At 73.6% G+C, this 13,017-nt stretch carries 15 protein-coding genes; 8 read left to right on the top strand and 7 right to left on the bottom strand.

All coding sequences use genetic code 11. The annotated features are described in order from the left end of the window. The first annotated feature begins 6 nt into the window (after positions 1 to 6). The 3 genes from ACZLKG_RS15155 to ACZLKG_RS15145 all read left to right on the top strand — a co-directional run bounded on the left by ACZLKG_RS15155 (position 7) and on the right by ACZLKG_RS15145 (position 1,632). Positions 7 to 354, top strand: a complete 348-nt coding sequence (locus ACZLKG_RS15155) for a hypothetical protein (protein WP_463649194.1) — start codon at positions 7 to 9, stop codon at positions 352 to 354. 87 nt (positions 355 to 441) lie between these two features. Next, positions 442 to 978 carry a DUF6506 family protein gene (locus ACZLKG_RS15150; RefSeq protein ID WP_463649193.1) on the top strand — a complete coding sequence of 179 codons (537 nt, stop codon included), beginning with the start codon at positions 442 to 444 and terminating at the stop codon, positions 976 to 978. A 201-nt stretch (positions 979 to 1,179) separates the two neighbouring features. Further along, entirely contained in the window at positions 1,180 to 1,632 is a 453-nt protein-coding gene (locus ACZLKG_RS15145) for a hypothetical protein (RefSeq protein WP_463649192.1), read from the top strand. Between the two features lie 21 nt (positions 1,633 to 1,653). On the opposite strand, the gene ACZLKG_RS15140 is transcribed toward ACZLKG_RS15145, so the two are convergent. After that, positions 1,654 to 2,187, bottom strand: a complete 534-nt coding sequence (locus tag ACZLKG_RS15140) for a putative glycolipid-binding domain-containing protein (protein ID WP_425708580.1) — start codon at positions 2,185 to 2,187, stop codon at positions 1,654 to 1,656. Between the two features lie 96 nt (positions 2,188 to 2,283). Then, positions 2,284 to 4,353 (bottom strand): PTS mannitol transporter subunit IICBA, encoded by a 2,070-nt coding sequence (locus tag ACZLKG_RS15135; RefSeq protein ID WP_463649191.1) that lies wholly within the window; start codon positions 4,351 to 4,353, stop codon positions 2,284 to 2,286. A gap of 184 nt (positions 4,354 to 4,537) precedes the next feature. On the opposite strand from ACZLKG_RS15135, the gene ACZLKG_RS15130 reads away from it, so the two are divergent. From ACZLKG_RS15130 to ACZLKG_RS15120, 3 genes are read left to right on the top strand one after another with little or no spacing between them, the layout of a single operon-like run. After that, entirely contained in the window at positions 4,538 to 5,596 is a 1,059-nt protein-coding gene (locus tag ACZLKG_RS15130; RefSeq protein WP_463649190.1) for a zinc-dependent dehydrogenase, read from the top strand. 57 nt (positions 5,597 to 5,653) lie between these two features. Continuing rightward, a complete protein-coding gene (locus tag ACZLKG_RS15125; protein WP_463649189.1) occupies positions 5,654 to 6,421 on the top strand; it encodes a DeoR/GlpR family DNA-binding transcription regulator in 768 nt (255 codons plus the stop codon). Beyond that, complete coding sequence (locus ACZLKG_RS15120; RefSeq protein ID WP_463649188.1) at positions 6,418 to 7,380, top strand: 1-phosphofructokinase family hexose kinase; 963 nt, start codon at positions 6,418 to 6,420, stop codon at positions 7,378 to 7,380. Before ACZLKG_RS15125 ends, ACZLKG_RS15120 begins: the two co-directional genes overlap by 4 nt. 44 nt (positions 7,381 to 7,424) lie before the next feature. Here the strand turns inward: ACZLKG_RS15120 and ACZLKG_RS15115 are convergent, their stop codons facing one another. After that, complete coding sequence (locus ACZLKG_RS15115) at positions 7,425 to 7,970, bottom strand: winged helix-turn-helix domain-containing protein (RefSeq protein ID WP_425708575.1); 546 nt, start codon at positions 7,968 to 7,970, stop codon at positions 7,425 to 7,427. A gap of 229 nt (positions 7,971 to 8,199) precedes the next feature. On the opposite strand from ACZLKG_RS15115, the gene ACZLKG_RS15110 reads away from it, so the two are divergent. Continuing rightward, positions 8,200 to 9,561: an MFS transporter gene (locus ACZLKG_RS15110; RefSeq protein WP_463649187.1), complete on the top strand. Its 1,362-nt coding sequence runs from the start codon at positions 8,200 to 8,202 to the stop codon at positions 9,559 to 9,561. A gap of 77 nt (positions 9,562 to 9,638) precedes the next feature. On the opposite strand, the gene ACZLKG_RS15105 is transcribed toward ACZLKG_RS15110, so the two are convergent. The 3 genes from ACZLKG_RS15105 to ACZLKG_RS15095 all read right to left on the bottom strand — a co-directional run bounded on the left by ACZLKG_RS15105 (position 9,639) and on the right by ACZLKG_RS15095 (position 11,128). Beyond that, the gene (locus tag ACZLKG_RS15105) at positions 9,639 to 10,301 is read right to left on the bottom strand and encodes a class I SAM-dependent methyltransferase (protein ID WP_463649186.1); all 663 of its coding nucleotides are present in this window, start codon (positions 10,299 to 10,301) and stop codon (positions 9,639 to 9,641) included. A gap of 11 nt (positions 10,302 to 10,312) precedes the next feature. After that, the gene (locus tag ACZLKG_RS15100; RefSeq protein WP_463649185.1) at positions 10,313 to 10,495 is read right to left on the bottom strand and encodes a hypothetical protein; all 183 of its coding nucleotides are present in this window, start codon (positions 10,493 to 10,495) and stop codon (positions 10,313 to 10,315) included. Between the two features lie 84 nt (positions 10,496 to 10,579). After that, positions 10,580 to 11,128, bottom strand: a complete 549-nt coding sequence (locus ACZLKG_RS15095) for a VOC family protein (protein ID WP_463649184.1) — start codon at positions 11,126 to 11,128, stop codon at positions 10,580 to 10,582. 71 nt (positions 11,129 to 11,199) lie between these two features. On the opposite strand from ACZLKG_RS15095, the gene ACZLKG_RS15090 reads away from it, so the two are divergent. Beyond that, positions 11,200 to 12,009, top strand: coding sequence for an AraC family transcriptional regulator (locus ACZLKG_RS15090; protein WP_463649183.1), 810 nt, complete (start codon positions 11,200 to 11,202; stop codon positions 12,007 to 12,009). 122 nt (positions 12,010 to 12,131) lie between these two features. Here the strand turns inward: ACZLKG_RS15090 and ACZLKG_RS15085 are convergent, their stop codons facing one another. Beyond that, entirely contained in the window at positions 12,132 to 12,965 is an 834-nt protein-coding gene (locus ACZLKG_RS15085; protein ID WP_463649182.1) for a siderophore-interacting protein, read from the bottom strand. Positions 12,966 to 13,017: the final 52 nt, after the last annotated feature.

The raw sequence follows: 13,017 nt of genomic DNA, 5'->3' as shown, positions 1-13,017 counted from the left end.
CGTCACATGACCGATCCCTACGCACCGTCCCCGAACGCGGGTGAGGGCCGGGCCTGGGTGGTGCCGGTCGTCGTCGGTCTCGCCGCCGTCGCGGCGTTCCTCGGCTTCTGGTGGGGGCACTCCGACGCGACCGCCCACGGCCTCGACGAGGACGGCGTGCGGGCCGCCGCGCTGGTGGTGGGGGCCGCGGCCGCCGTGGGGACCTTCGGCGTGGGCAACCTCCTGGTTCTGCTGCTCGCCCGCGCACCCGGCCGCCGGGTCGCGACCGGTGTCACCTTCGTGCTGTCCCTGGTCCTCATGGTCGTCGCCGTCGTGCTCGTCCTCGTGCTCTATCCCGTGATGCTCGAGCGGTAGCGGACGCTCCCGTCGGCTGAGTGCTCACCCGCCGACGCGGTGGCGGACCGGTGGAACATGTCCGTACCGCCCGCGGTTGTCCCCCACATGGAACCCACCGCCGTGCTGTACGAGGGGACACCGGGTGACCGCCTGCTGACCGACGGCCTGACCGTCGTCGGGGCGGAGGCTGCCGACGTCGTCCCCGAAGCCCTGCGACTCGTCGGGGAGGGGTGGGCGCGGCTCGAGCTCTGCGGCGGGCTCCCGGTCGACGTCGCGGCAGAGGTCCGGGCTGCTCTCGCGGGAGACGACCGCCCGGACCCGGTGCGGCTCGGCCTCAACCGGTACGGCTTCGAGTCGCTCGAGCTCATCGCCGACTTCAAGGCGGCGTTCGCGCGCGGCGAGGTCCGTCCGCAGGTGTTCCTGGTCCCCGCGCGCGACGGCGTGGAGCGGGTGGAGCATCCTGACGCGACGATCATCCCCGTCGGGTCGCTCCGGGAGACGGAGGGGCTGGCTGTCGATCTCGCCGGAGCAGGCGTCGGGATGATCGAGCTCTACGGGGGCCTGGGTACCGACCACGCTGCCGCCGTGTGGCGCGGTTCCGGCGGACGCATCCCCGTCGGGTTCGTCGGTTACGACGACTGATCGCGACGAACGTGCCTGGGCGTGCGTCGCGCGGGTCGGCCCCGCCGGCGGGGCACGGTCCGGCCCTCCCGGAAGGGAACGGCCCGAGGCGCCCTCGGTAGGATCGGAGCGTCCGCGTCAGGCGGGTGAGCACGGTATCTCGGCGCCCGGCGCGGGGTGGTGCGGGCACCTTCGCCCGCACCGGAGCCGAGGAGGCGCATCATGACCACGGACCCGTCGAGGGACGACGCAGAGTTCCCCCAGGACGCCCCGGCCGCGGGTGCCGGGCCGACGTCGCACGAGGACCCGACCGCCGCTCGCCTCGAGCGCAGGCGCATCACCCAGGCGGACGCCGACCGGGCGAGCACCCGTAACCGGTACTGGTTGGTGGCGGTCATCGTCGCCGCCGCCGTCTCGGCGGCCTACTTCGGATTCACCTGGGCCGAGGTCGAGGCAGCGAACGGCGGAGCGGACGAGCAGGTGGCGACCGACGCCGGGGTGGCGGCGGCGCTCGCGGCCCTGCTCGGGGTGCTGGGGGTGGGACTGCTGCTCCTGGCCCTGGTGGTGCGCGGGCGCGCCGCGACCAGGATCACCCTTGTTGTCGCCGCGCTCGTGTCGCTCGCCGTCGCGGCCGTCCTGGCGCTGTGGGTGTATCCGGCCGTGCTCGACGGATGAGCCCGACGGGCGCGACGCCCCTCAGGCCGGTTCGACGGTGAAGAGGCCGGGGTAGTCGACCACGAGCCCCTGGTCGTCGACCGTGATCTCGCGGGTGAAGTCGGAGTCCATCGACTCGTAGAGGTACAGGTGGGTGTCGAGCCGCGTGTACCGCTGCGGGTCGGTCGTCACCTCCAGCGACGGCGTGTCGACGTAGGCGCAGACGATCTCCGCGGAGGCGCCGAGGTCGAGGTCGAGCCGCCGGATCGGCAGGGTGTTGGTGAACGGGCTGAACGACAGGTCGATGTCGACCGCGTCCGCGAGGTCCTCGCGGTCCTGCGCGTCGACGCTCCAGACGCCGGCGGGGGAGCGGTGGACCGACAGCGCACGGCCGTCGCCGGAGCCGACCGTGAGGTGGAGGAAGTCCCAGTCGTGGGTGAGGCTCGCCCGGTAGGAGTAGCGCTCCTGGCCGACCTCGACGGCACCGACGGCGACCAGGCTCGCCGCGTGGTGGAGCTCGAGGTCCTCGTGCCCCTCCTGGTCGAGCCGGGTCCACCTGCGGGTCAGCGAGTGCATCGGGGTCCTTCGAACGACGGGCGGCGGGCACCCTGAGCGTCGCCTCCGGCGGCGCGGACCGCAACCCGGTCGAGCCGGGACGCAGCCCGCCTCCCGTCAGACCTGGACCGCGCCGAGGATGTCGAGCACCTCCTCGGGCGAGCCCGCCGCGCGCAGCCGGTCCACCTCCGCCTCGTCGAGGAAGACCTGCGAGAGCGCCGAGAGCACCTGGAGGTGGTCGTCACCGGTGCCCGCGATGGCGACGACGAACTCCGCCCGCTGCCCGCCCCAGTCGACGCCCTCGGTGTACCGGACGAAGGACAGCGACGTGCGTCGGACGAGGTCCTTGGCGGCGTCGGTCCCGTGCGGGATCGCGAGCCCGTTCCCGACGAGCGTGGACACCGACAGCTCGCGCTCGTGCATCGCGGCCACGTACTCCTCGGGGACCGCGCCCGCGGCGACCAGCAGCCGACCCGCCTCGTCGATCGCGTCGTCGCGGTTCTGTGCGGCGCCGTCGAGGACGATCGACTCCCGCTCGAGCAGGCCGTGCCTCGGGGGTGCGGCGGTCGCGACCGCCGCGGCACCTTGATCGGCACCGATCGGAGCGCCGTGCTCGGTGCCGACCGGGGTGCCGGCTCCGTCCGCGGTCCCGCCCACGGTCCCGTCCGCCTGCTCCTGGAGCAGGGCGACGACGTCGTCGTAGCGCGGGCTGGCGAGGAACTCGTCGACGGACACGTGGACGGCCGACGGCGTACGGCCGCGGGCGCGCTCGGTGAGGTCCCGGTGCGTGACCACGAGGTCGACGTCGTCCGTGAGGCTCGCGATCGCCCGGTTGTCCACGGTGACGTCGGTGAAGCCGGCCGCGTGCACCTTCCTGCGCAGGACCGAGGCCCCCATCGCGGAGGATCCCATGCCGGCGTCGCACGCGAACACGATGGTGCGGATCCGGCCCGTCCCGCCCGCACCGGCGACGAGCGAGGAGGCGATCGAGCTGCGCCCCTTCATCTCCACCATGTCGGCCGTCGCCCCGGCGAGGTCGTCGGAACCCGACCGCCCCGTCCGCAGCAGGGCGCCGGCGACCACGAAGGTGACGGCCGCCGACAGGACGACGGACAGCGTGACGCCGAGGAGGCTGCCGGCCGGTGACTGCAGGAGCACCGCGATGATCGACCCCGGCGCGGCCGGGGCGCGCAGCCCGGAGTCGAGGAGCAGGTTCGTCGCCACGCCGGTCATACCACCCGCGATCATCGCGACGATGAGCACCGGCTTCATGAGGACGTACGGGAAGTAGATCTCGTGGATGCCGCCGACGAACTGGATGAGGGCGGCGCCGGGCGCGGACGCCTTCGCCATGCCGGTGCCGAAGACCGTGAACGCGAGGAGCAGCCCGAGCCCGGGTCCGGGGTTCGCCTCGATGAGGAAGAGGATCGACTGCCCCTCCGACGCCGCCTCGGCCGTCCCGAGCGGGGTGAAGACGCCGTGGTTGATCGCGTTGTTGAGGAAGAGCACCTTCGCGGGCTCGACGAGCACGGAGGTCAGTGGCAGGACGCTGTTGTCCACGAGGACGTCGACCACCCGCTCCGCGGCGGTGGAGAACGCCGAGACGAACGGGCCCGCGGCGACGAACCCGACGACGGCGAGGAGCATGCCCCAGATGCCGGCCGCGAAGTTGTTGACCAGCATCTCGAACCCGGGCCGGATGCGGTCGGCCCACAGCGCGTCGAGCTTCTTCATCGACCAGCCGCCGAGCGGTCCCATCACCATCGCGCCGAGGAACATCGGGACGTCGGCACCGGCGATCGCGCCCATCGTCGCGATCGCGCCGACCACGCCACCTCGAGCCGTGTCGCCGTACATCATCCGACCGCCGGTGTACCCGATGAGGATCGGCAGCAGGTAGGTGATGGTCGGACCGACGATTCCGCCGCCCTCGGCGCCGGCTCCCCAGCCGCCGAAGTGCTCGACGAACCCGTACCCGCCCTCGTGCCCGAGGACGCGGTCGCCGACGAGCGTGATCCACCCCGCCTCGATGAACAGGGCGGTGATGAGCCCCCACGCGATGAACGCGCCGATGTTGGGCATCACCATGTTCGACAGGGCCGTGCCGAACCGCTGCACGGCCACCCGGGCGCCCCGCCCGGGGCGGGCGTCCTCCTCGGCCGGCCTCACGTCAGTGGGTGCGGACATCTCTCCTCCTCGAGATCGACGGCGGCCGACGTCGGCCGTCGCGCTGCCACACGTCTATTGCGAGGATGAAACCACACGAACCCAACTGAAGCCAAGTAAACAGCGCTGGCAGATTCTGCGAACGTGTGGCTATGATCGGGGTCGGCGGCCGGCACCGGCGCCGACGGTCGACCCAGGAGGACCGATGAAGGCCCTGCGCTTCTACGCACCCGAGGACGTCCGGCTCGAGGACGTGCCGGAGCCGACGTGCGGACCGCACGAGGTGAAGATCCGCGTGCGGAACTGCTCGACGTGCGGCACCGACGTCAAGATCTTCCACAACGGGCACCAGAACCTCAGCCCCCCACGGACCACCGGGCACGAGATCGCCGGCGAGGTCGTCGAGGTCGGTGCGGACGCGGCGGCCCCGGACGGCAGGCCGTGGCAGGTGGGCGACCGCGTGCAGGTGATCGCCGCCGTGCCGTGCGGTCGGTGCCACGAGTGCCGCCGGGGCTGGATGGCCGTGTGCCAGAACCAGACGTCGGTCGGCTACCAGTACGAGGGCGGGTTCGCCGAGTACATGGTCGTGCCCCGCGAGGTCCTCGCCGTCGACGGTCTCAACCGCGTCCCCGACGGCGTCGGGCTCGACGAGGCGTCCGTGGCCGAGCCGCTCGCCTGCGTGATCAACGCGCAGGAGCTCCTCGGGATCGAGGAGGGGGACACGGTCGTCGTGTTCGGTGCCGGTCCGATCGGCTGCCTCCACGTCCGTGTCGCCCGCGGCGTCCACGGCGCCGGGGCGGTCCACCTCGTCGACGTCAACGCCGAGCGGCTCGCGATGTCCGCGGCCGCCGCCCGGCCGGACGGGACGATCGACGCCTCCGCGGTCGACGTCGTCGAGCGGGTGCTCGAGCTGACCGGCGGGCGGGGGGCCGATGTCGTCATCACGGCGACCGCGGCGAAGGTCGCCCAGGAGCAGGCAGTCGCGATGGCCGCCCGCAACGGGCGCATCTCGTTCTTCGGCGGCCTGCCGAAGAACGACCCGGTGATCGCGCTCGACTCCAACGTCGTGCACTACCGGCAGCTCCACATCCACGGCGCGAACGGGTCCGCCCCGGAGCACAACCGGCGGGCCCTCGAGCACATCGCGTCCGGGCGCGTCCCGGTCGCGGACCTCATCACCCATCGCGTGCCGCTCGACGACGTGCTCGACGCCTTCGACCTGGTGCGCACCGGAACCGGGATCAAGGTGACGGTCGAGCCCTGAGCGCCAGGCGCGCATAGCATCGGCGCGAGCACCGTCGGGTCGCGAGGGAGGAGCACCGTGTACGCAGAGGAACGGCAGCAGGCCGCCGCGAGGCTCGTCCTCACGCGCGGCCGGGTCTCCGTCGCGGAGCTCGCCGACGAGTTCGACGTGACGAGCGAGACGGTGCGGCGCGACCTCGGCGCGCTCGAGCGGATGCGGCTCGTGCGCCGGGTGCACGGTGGTGCCGTGCCCGCCGCGTCCCTCTCGGCGATCGAGTCCGGCCTCGACGAGCGCGACGTCACGCGATCCCGGGAGAAGGAGCGGATCGCCCTCGCGGCGCAGCACTTCCTCCCGGAGGCCGGCGGCACGGTGGTGATCGACGCCGGCAGCACGACCGGCCGCTTCGTCAACCTCGTCGCCCAGGGCGCGCGGTTCGTCGCCTTCACCCACGCCGTGCCGATCGCCGCGGGTCTCGCCCTGCTGCCCGAGGTCGACCTGCACCTGCTGCCGGGCCGCGTCCGCCGCACCACGCAGGCCGCCGTCGGGTCGCCCACGACCGAGGCGCTCGAGCGGGTCCGGGTCGACGTCGCGTTCGTCGGGACGAACGGGATCAGCGCCGAGCACGGTCTGTCCACCCCCGACCCGGAGGAGGCGGCCGTCAAGGCAGCGCTGGTGCGGGCGGCCCGCATCGTCGTCGTGCTCGCGGACTCGTCGAAGTTCGCGCGCGACGCCACGGTGAGCTTCGCGGACCTCGCCGACGTCGACGTGGTGGTCACGGACTCGGCGGACCCGCCCGTCCCGCGCGCCGTGCTGGACGACCTCGGCGTCGAGCTCGTGGTCGCATGATCGTCACCCTGACGGCGAACCCGTCGATCGACCGCACGGTGGTCCTCGGCGGCCGGCTGGTGCGCGGTGGGGTCGCTCGCTCGACCGGGGCCACCGCGCAGGCCGGGGGCAAGGGCGTCAACATCTCGCGCGCCGCGGTCGCGGCCGGCGTCCCCACGCTCGCCGTGCTCCCGGCCGACGAGGTGTTCGTCGCAGAGCTGGGCGGCGCGGGGATCGAGTGCCGCACCCGGCTGCCCGCGGGTCCTGTCCGTGTCAACCTCACGCTCACGGAGCCGGACGGCACGACGACGAAGATCAACCACCCCGGCCCGCTCGCGGACCGCCGGCTGCTCGACGGTCTGCGGGACGACGTCGTCTCGCTCGCGGGCGACGCCGACTGGGTGGTCCTCGCGGGCTCGCTCCCGCCGGGGGCGCCCGATGCCTGGTACGCGGAACTCGTCGTCGACCTGCGGGCGACCGGTGCCCGGATCGCCGTCGACACCAGCGGACCGCCCCTCGCGGAGCTCGCCGCGGCACTGCCTGCGGCGGCCCCGGACCTCATGAAGCCCAACGGCGACGAGCTGGCCAGCCTGACCGACGCCGACGCGGTGCGCCTCGAGGCGGACCACCGGGCCGCCGCCGACGCCGCGCTCGAGCTCGTCGGGCGCGGCGTCGGTGCGGTGCTGGTGACGCTCGGCGCCGGGGGAGCGGTCCTGGCGACGCCGGACGGGGCCTGGCACGCCCCGGCCCGTGCGACGGAGGTCGTCAGCACCGTGGGCGCCGGCGACTCCAGCCTGTTCGGTTATCTGCTCGCGAGCGAACGGGGCCTGCCGCCCGAGGAGCGGCTCGCGCACGCGGTCGCCTACGGGAGCGCTGCCGCCGGCCTCCCGGGCACCACGATCCCGAGCCCGTCGGACGTCGGGCCCGCCTCCGTCCGACCCGTGCGGCTCGAGGTCGGCCGGCCGGCGCCGACCACCTGACCGACGCCGTCCGCAGCCCCGAGCTCCGACGCGGCCGCGGGTGATCAGTCCTCGGGCAGCGGGAACACGTCGAGGTAGACGCGCACGCGTCGGGTCGGGCCGGCCGCTGCGGACTCCCCGTCCTCGCGGCGCGCCTTCGCCGCCTCGGAGTGCTCGTGGAGCACGGCCATCAGCGCGTCGCGCATCGCGCGGGTCTCCTCGGACGTCATCGTCGCCGTGTGGCGCGAGTTGACGGAGGCCTCCGTCCACGCGCCGTCGCCGGTCTCGGCACGCAGCAGCCACTCCTCGACTGCCCGGGCGCGCTGGGTGATCTGGTGGTCGAGCACCGTGGCGACAGCCGGCCGGTTGCGGGGGTCCGACCAGACGTCGGTGTCCATGCGGAACCCCACCGCCGACCACCAGCGCTCCCGGCCCGTGCCCCGGCCCGGGACCTCCTCGACGAGCCCGTGCCGCGCGAGCTGGCGCAGGTGGTAGCTCGTCTGTCCGGTGCTCTCCCCGGTGTGCCGGGCGAGCGTCGTCGCCGTCGCGGCCTCGTGGTCGTTGAGGTAGTCGTACATCGCCATGCGCAGGGGATGGGCGAAGGCCTTCATCGCGCCCGCGTCGATGGCGGGGGCGAATATCGCGGGATCACGGCCGTCGGTCGGCCCGGCAGGCTCTCGTGGCGTACCTGGCGTACCGGGCTCGCCGGTGGCCGCCCCGGGACCGGTGCCCGATGAGGACGGGGGCGTGGGGCTCTTGCACGTCGACATGATGCAGAGATACCTTTGCAGAGTCTTCTTTGCAGACGTTCGTCTGTAACAACTCTAGGGGAGAACCGACATGACGACGCGAGACACCACGGCACCACCCGCGCACGATGTCGACGCGACCGTCGCGGGAGGGACGGCTGAACGCGGCGTCGACGGACCGGTCCCTGCGATCGCTGCCACGGTGCGCGAGCCGCTCGGTCGACGATTCGCCGTCCATCTCACGGGTGTCGGGATCGCCAACCTCGCCGACGGCCTCATCCTCGTCGGCGTCCCGCTCGTCGCCATCACGCTCACACGTTCCCCGGGACAGATCTCGCTCATCCAGGTCGCCTTCTGGCTGCCCTGGCTGCTGCTCGGGATGGTTGCCGGCGTCGTCGTCGACCGCTCGGACCGGCGCCACGTCCAGCTCGTCGGCGGTGCCGCGCGGCTGGCGGTCGTCGCCGGGCTCGCGGCGCTCGCCGTCACGGACAACCTGTCGATCCCGCTGCTGGTGGCCGGGGTCGGTCTGTACGGCGTCACGCAGGTCTTCGTCGACCTCGCCGGATCCTCGATCGTGCCGCAGCTGGTCCCGCGCTCGCGGCTGACCGCTGCCAACGGCCGGGTGATGGGCCTGGAGCAGATCGGCACGAACTTCCTCGGCGCACCCGTCGCCGGGTTCCTCGTGGCGGCCGGGGCGGGCTGGGTCTTCGGCATCCCGGTCGCTCTCGGCGTGGCGTTCCTGCTCGTCATCGGGCTGGGCATGCGTGGAGACTTCCGGCCCGCGCACACCGAGCCGACGGGGCCGGTCGGCGGCCGCCTCCAGGAGGTGCTCGAGGGCCTGCGCCTCCAGGTCCGGCACCCGGTGCTCCGGCCGCTCCTGATCGGACAGTCGGTGCTCAACTTCGCCGGCACCGCCTACTTCGCGGTGCTGGTCCTGTGGATGGTCGGCGCCGAGTCGGCGGTCGGCATGACGCCTGAGAACTACGCCATGCTCGCTGCGCTCCTCGCGGTCGGCGCGATCGTCGGGTCCTTCCTCGCCGAGCACGTGCTGCGGTGGTTGCCCGAGGTGCCGGTCCTCATCGGGTCCTGGGCGATCCAGTTCGGAGCACTCCTGGTGCCGGTCCTCGTGCCCGAGCCGTGGGCGATCGGCATCGCCCTGGTCGTCGTCGGCCTGCTCAACATGATCGGCAACGTCGTCACCCGCACCCTGCGTCAGCGACTGATCCCCGCCGACGCGCTCGGCCGGGTCGGCGGTGCCGGAGGCATGATCGGCTACGGCCTCATGCCGCTCGGGGCGCTCGCCGGTGGCCTCGTGGGTGAGCTGTGGGGCCTGCCGGCGGTGTTCGTCGGAGCAGTGGTTCTCTCCCTGGCCGTCGTCGGCTACGTGGCCACGCGGATCAGTAGCCGTCTCGTCGCCGCGCACGAGATCGAGCACGACGACGTCGTGGCCTGACCGGGCTCCGTCCGCGGCCACGGACCGCCGGGGCGGGGGCCCGAACCTGGTCGCTGCAGGACGGGGTGGCCCGGCGGCTACCTGCGGCGGAGCAGCAGCACGCCGTCGTCGAGGGCGGCGTGCTCGCCGTCGGGGGAGGTGGCGGCGCGACTGCGGACCTCGGCGCGGACGGTCTTCCAGTCGCCGGCGGGAAGAGCCAGCTCGGCGGCGTCCTCCTCCGGGGTGGTGAAGCGGTGCTCGTGCATCGCGGCGTCCGCCCAGGGTGGCGGGGCCGCATGGGTGATGACGAGCAGGTGGCCGCCCGCCGCGACCTCGTCCGCAGCGCGGCGCAGGATCTGAGTGCGGGGCAGCTCGACGGTCGAGTGCAGGAAGCTTGCCGTGACGAGGTCCCACGGGCCGCCGTCGAGGTCCCAGGTGCCGAGGTCGGCGGCGACGAACCTCGCCGATCCGGTCGGGAGGTCGAGATCCGCGGCTGCGGCCCGGGCCCGGCCGACCCCCACGGAGGACAGGTCGACGCCGGTGGCCGTCCACCCCTGCTGCGCCAGCCAGATGACGTCTGCCCCCTCGCCGCACCCCAGGTCGAGTGCGCGCCCGCGCGGCAGGTCAGCGGCGACGTCGACGAGGGTCGCGTTGGGCCGGCCCGACCAGATGCGGTCCGACTCCGAGTAGCGCCGATCCCAGTGCTCGAGCGGGTCGGCGTGCGGGTCGACGTGCTCGTGCCCGGCGGCGTGTGCGTCCATGGTGGTCGCGATCAGTCGCCGCGGCGTGCCAGCCATCGGCTGACGAGCACGTAGAGCACCAGTGCGACGACCGCGACGACGGCGAGCCGCACGAGGAACCACACCGCCTGGAACAACCAGCCCACCAGCCACCAGGCCGCGACCATGAAGGCGACGACGATGAGCACCGTGACGAGTGTGCTGCGTCCCTGCATGGCCCCAGTCTGACACCCGGGCGGCGCGCGCGGGTAACGCATTCCGTGCCGCCGTCCGTCGTCGGGGAGGGCGCGGGCCCGACCTCAGGCCTGTGCGGCAGCCTCCTGCTCCGCCGCCCACGCGGCCACGCGGCGCGCGCTCTCGTCCTCGGAGAGGTCCTCGACTCGGCTCATGATCGTCCAGCGCACGCCGAACGGGTCGAGGATCGAGGCGTACCGGTCGCCGGAGACGAACGTGGCCAGCGGCTCGCGGACCCGCGCGCCGGCAGCCTCGGCGCGCGCGACGACCGCGTCGGCGTCCGCGCAGAAGTAGCCGAGCGAGTAGCAGGCAGCGTCGCCCTCGGGCGGCGGGACGAGGCCGAACTCCGGGCTGGGCTCGCCGATCTGAAGGCGCCCGTTGCCGAGGTCGAGCTCGGCGTGGACGACCACACCGCCCATCTCGGTGACGTCGACGACGCGCGCACTGAGCACGTCGCGGTAGAACTCGACGGCCGCGCCGGCGCGGGGCACCGCGAGGAAGGGCGTGAGGCTCGTCGAGCCGTGCGGGACGCCGTTCGTGGTGTGCTCGCCGCTCACCCCGAGGCGCGGCGCGTCGTTCTCGGTCGTCGTGGGCGCGGTCTGCTCGGTGGTCATGGCTCGACGCTAGATTCACGTGGACGGGTGCGGCTTGGAGATTCGCGACGACGCCGGAGGCGGGGGGCACGGTGACCGACCTGACGGACGGCCGCGGGATCCTCTACCCCGCGCGGCTCCCGACCTTCCACCGCGCACCGGTGCCGGCCGACCTCGCGGACCGCGTGCGCTGGTTCTGGGTGCCGCGCTGGCACCTGGACCCTGGGAGCGTCTCCCGCCAGCGGATCCTCCCGTTCCCCGCGTCCAACCTGGTGGTGGGGCCCGACGGCGTCACCCTCGCCGGCCCGACGACGGGGGTCTCGCACCGCGACCTCGTCGGTACCGGCTGGGCGGTCGGCGCGCTGCTCCGGCCGGCGGGACTGGCCGTCCTCTCCGACGACCCGCAGGCCCTGCGGGACATCGAGACCGAGCTCGACCCGGCCGTGCCTGGACTGCGGGAGGTGCACGACGCCGTCGCCGACGCGATGGCCGACCCGGACGAGGACGCCGGCCGGGGTCGGGCCGTCGCGGCGCTCGCCGGCTGGGTCCGAGAGCACCTACCGCCGCCGGACACCCCCGGGCGCACCGCCAACGCGATGGAGGACCTCGTCGCCACGGACCCCGAGGTCGTCCGGGTCGAGCAGGTCGCGCAGCGGCTGGGTCTGTCCGTGCGCGCGGTGCAGCGCGTCGCGCGCAGGTACGTGGGCCTGCCGCCGCTGGCGATCGTGCGGCGATACCGGCTGCAGGAGGCCGCCCGCCGGTTGCGGGAGGAGCCGGGCCTCGGCATCGCGGACGTCGCCGCCGACCTCGGGTACGCCGACCACGCACACCTCAGCGCCGACTTCCGCACGGTCCTTGGCCTCACGCCGAGCGAGTACCGCCGCACCCCCTCCGGCGAGTGAGCGGACTTCTGCTCGATGAGTGAGCGCGAACCTGCCCGACGGGCGCCACCACGGCTGACCGGTGAGCGAACTTCCGCTCGACGAGTGAGCGCGAGTCGGTCCGCCGGCCTACGCCGTCCGCGTCAGATCCGTCCGACGTCCTCGCGCTTCTCCTGCTGGAACGCGTCCTCGATCCGGCCGTGGGCCCAGTACGCCGAGATCGACAGCTGGGCGCGATCGAGCGCCCGGTCGTCCGTGAGGTACGGGCGCAGCGACTTCATCGCGCTGCGCTCGCCGTGTGCGAAGACCTGGACTCGCCCGTCCCGCCACGGTGTCTCGCGCACGGCGTCGGTGAGCAGGGAGGTGGTGCCGGGCTCGGCGCCGTCGCGGTGCAACCACCGCACCTCGATGCCGTCCGGCGAGTCGATCTCCTGGTGGTCGGCGGCCGAGTCGACCTCGATGTGGGCGACGCCCGCGGCGTCGCGCGGCATCGCCTCGAGGGCGGCAGCGATCGCCGGCAGGGCGGAGTCGTCGCCGGCGAGCAGGTGCCAGTCGGCGTCGGGGTCGGGGGAGTAGCCGCCGCCGATCCCGCCGAGGACGACCGCGTCCCCGGGCCGCGCCGCCGTCGCCCAGGGCCCTGCGACGCCCCGGTCGCCGTGCACGACGAAGTCGATCCAGATCCGCCCGGCGTACAGGTCGAACCGCCGGATCGAGTAGGTGCGCAGCGCGGGCATCTGCTCGACCGGGAGCTCCGCGCGGAGCGCCTCCATGTCGTACGGCGGCGTGAGGTCGGTGTCCGGGTGGGGGAAGAGCATCTTCGTGTAGGCGTCGGTGCGGCCGGCGTCCTCGACCGCGGAGATCCCCGGACCGCCGGCGACGATGCGCACCATGTGCGGCGTGAGCTGGATCTGCTCGAGCACCTCGAGGACGATCTGGGGCCGCTGCGGACGACGGGAACGCTCGGTGGGGGCAGTCATGTGCACCTTTCGGCTCGGGGGCCTGCCCGAACGCGCACGTTGCGCGGGGCAC

The organism is Georgenia sp. Z2081 (assembly GCF_055326445.1).
Note: the sequence above shows the minus strand (reverse complement) of the source record. Positions and strands in the feature narration are given on the sequence as shown.

What these genes read in the sequence shown, in the direction of transcription:
- ACZLKG_RS15115 (WP_425708575.1), bottom strand. Translation starts at nt 7,970, where the DNA reads ATGAAGGCCTTCGCCCATCCCCTGCGCATGGCGATGTACGACTACCTC.
- ACZLKG_RS15110 (WP_463649187.1), top strand. Translation starts at nt 8,200, where the DNA reads ATGACGACGCGAGACACCACGGCACCACCCGCGCACGATGTCGACGCG.
- ACZLKG_RS15100 (WP_463649185.1), bottom strand. Translation starts at nt 10,495, where the DNA reads ATGCAGGGACGCAGCACACTCGTCACGGTGCTCATCGTCGTCGCCTTC.
- ACZLKG_RS15085 (WP_463649182.1), bottom strand. Translation starts at nt 12,965, where the DNA reads ATGACTGCCCCCACCGAGCGTTCCCGTCGTCCGCAGCGGCCCCAGATC.
- ACZLKG_RS15135 (WP_463649191.1), bottom strand. Translation starts at nt 4,353, where the DNA reads ATGTCCGCACCCACTGACGTGAGGCCGGCCGAGGAGGACGCCCGCCCC.
- ACZLKG_RS15145 (WP_463649192.1), top strand. Translation starts at nt 1,180, where the DNA reads ATGACCACGGACCCGTCGAGGGACGACGCAGAGTTCCCCCAGGACGCC.
- ACZLKG_RS15120 (WP_463649188.1), top strand. Translation starts at nt 6,418, where the DNA reads ATGATCGTCACCCTGACGGCGAACCCGTCGATCGACCGCACGGTGGTC.
- ACZLKG_RS15105 (WP_463649186.1), bottom strand. Translation starts at nt 10,301, where the DNA reads ATGGACGCACACGCCGCCGGGCACGAGCACGTCGACCCGCACGCCGAC.
- ACZLKG_RS15140 (WP_425708580.1), bottom strand. Translation starts at nt 2,187, where the DNA reads ATGCACTCGCTGACCCGCAGGTGGACCCGGCTCGACCAGGAGGGGCAC.
- ACZLKG_RS15095 (WP_463649184.1), bottom strand. Translation starts at nt 11,128, where the DNA reads ATGACCACCGAGCAGACCGCGCCCACGACGACCGAGAACGACGCGCCG.
- ACZLKG_RS15155 (WP_463649194.1), top strand. Translation starts at nt 7, where the DNA reads ATGACCGATCCCTACGCACCGTCCCCGAACGCGGGTGAGGGCCGGGCC.
- ACZLKG_RS15130 (WP_463649190.1), top strand. Translation starts at nt 4,538, where the DNA reads ATGAAGGCCCTGCGCTTCTACGCACCCGAGGACGTCCGGCTCGAGGAC.
- ACZLKG_RS15150 (WP_463649193.1), top strand. Translation starts at nt 442, where the DNA reads ATGGAACCCACCGCCGTGCTGTACGAGGGGACACCGGGTGACCGCCTG.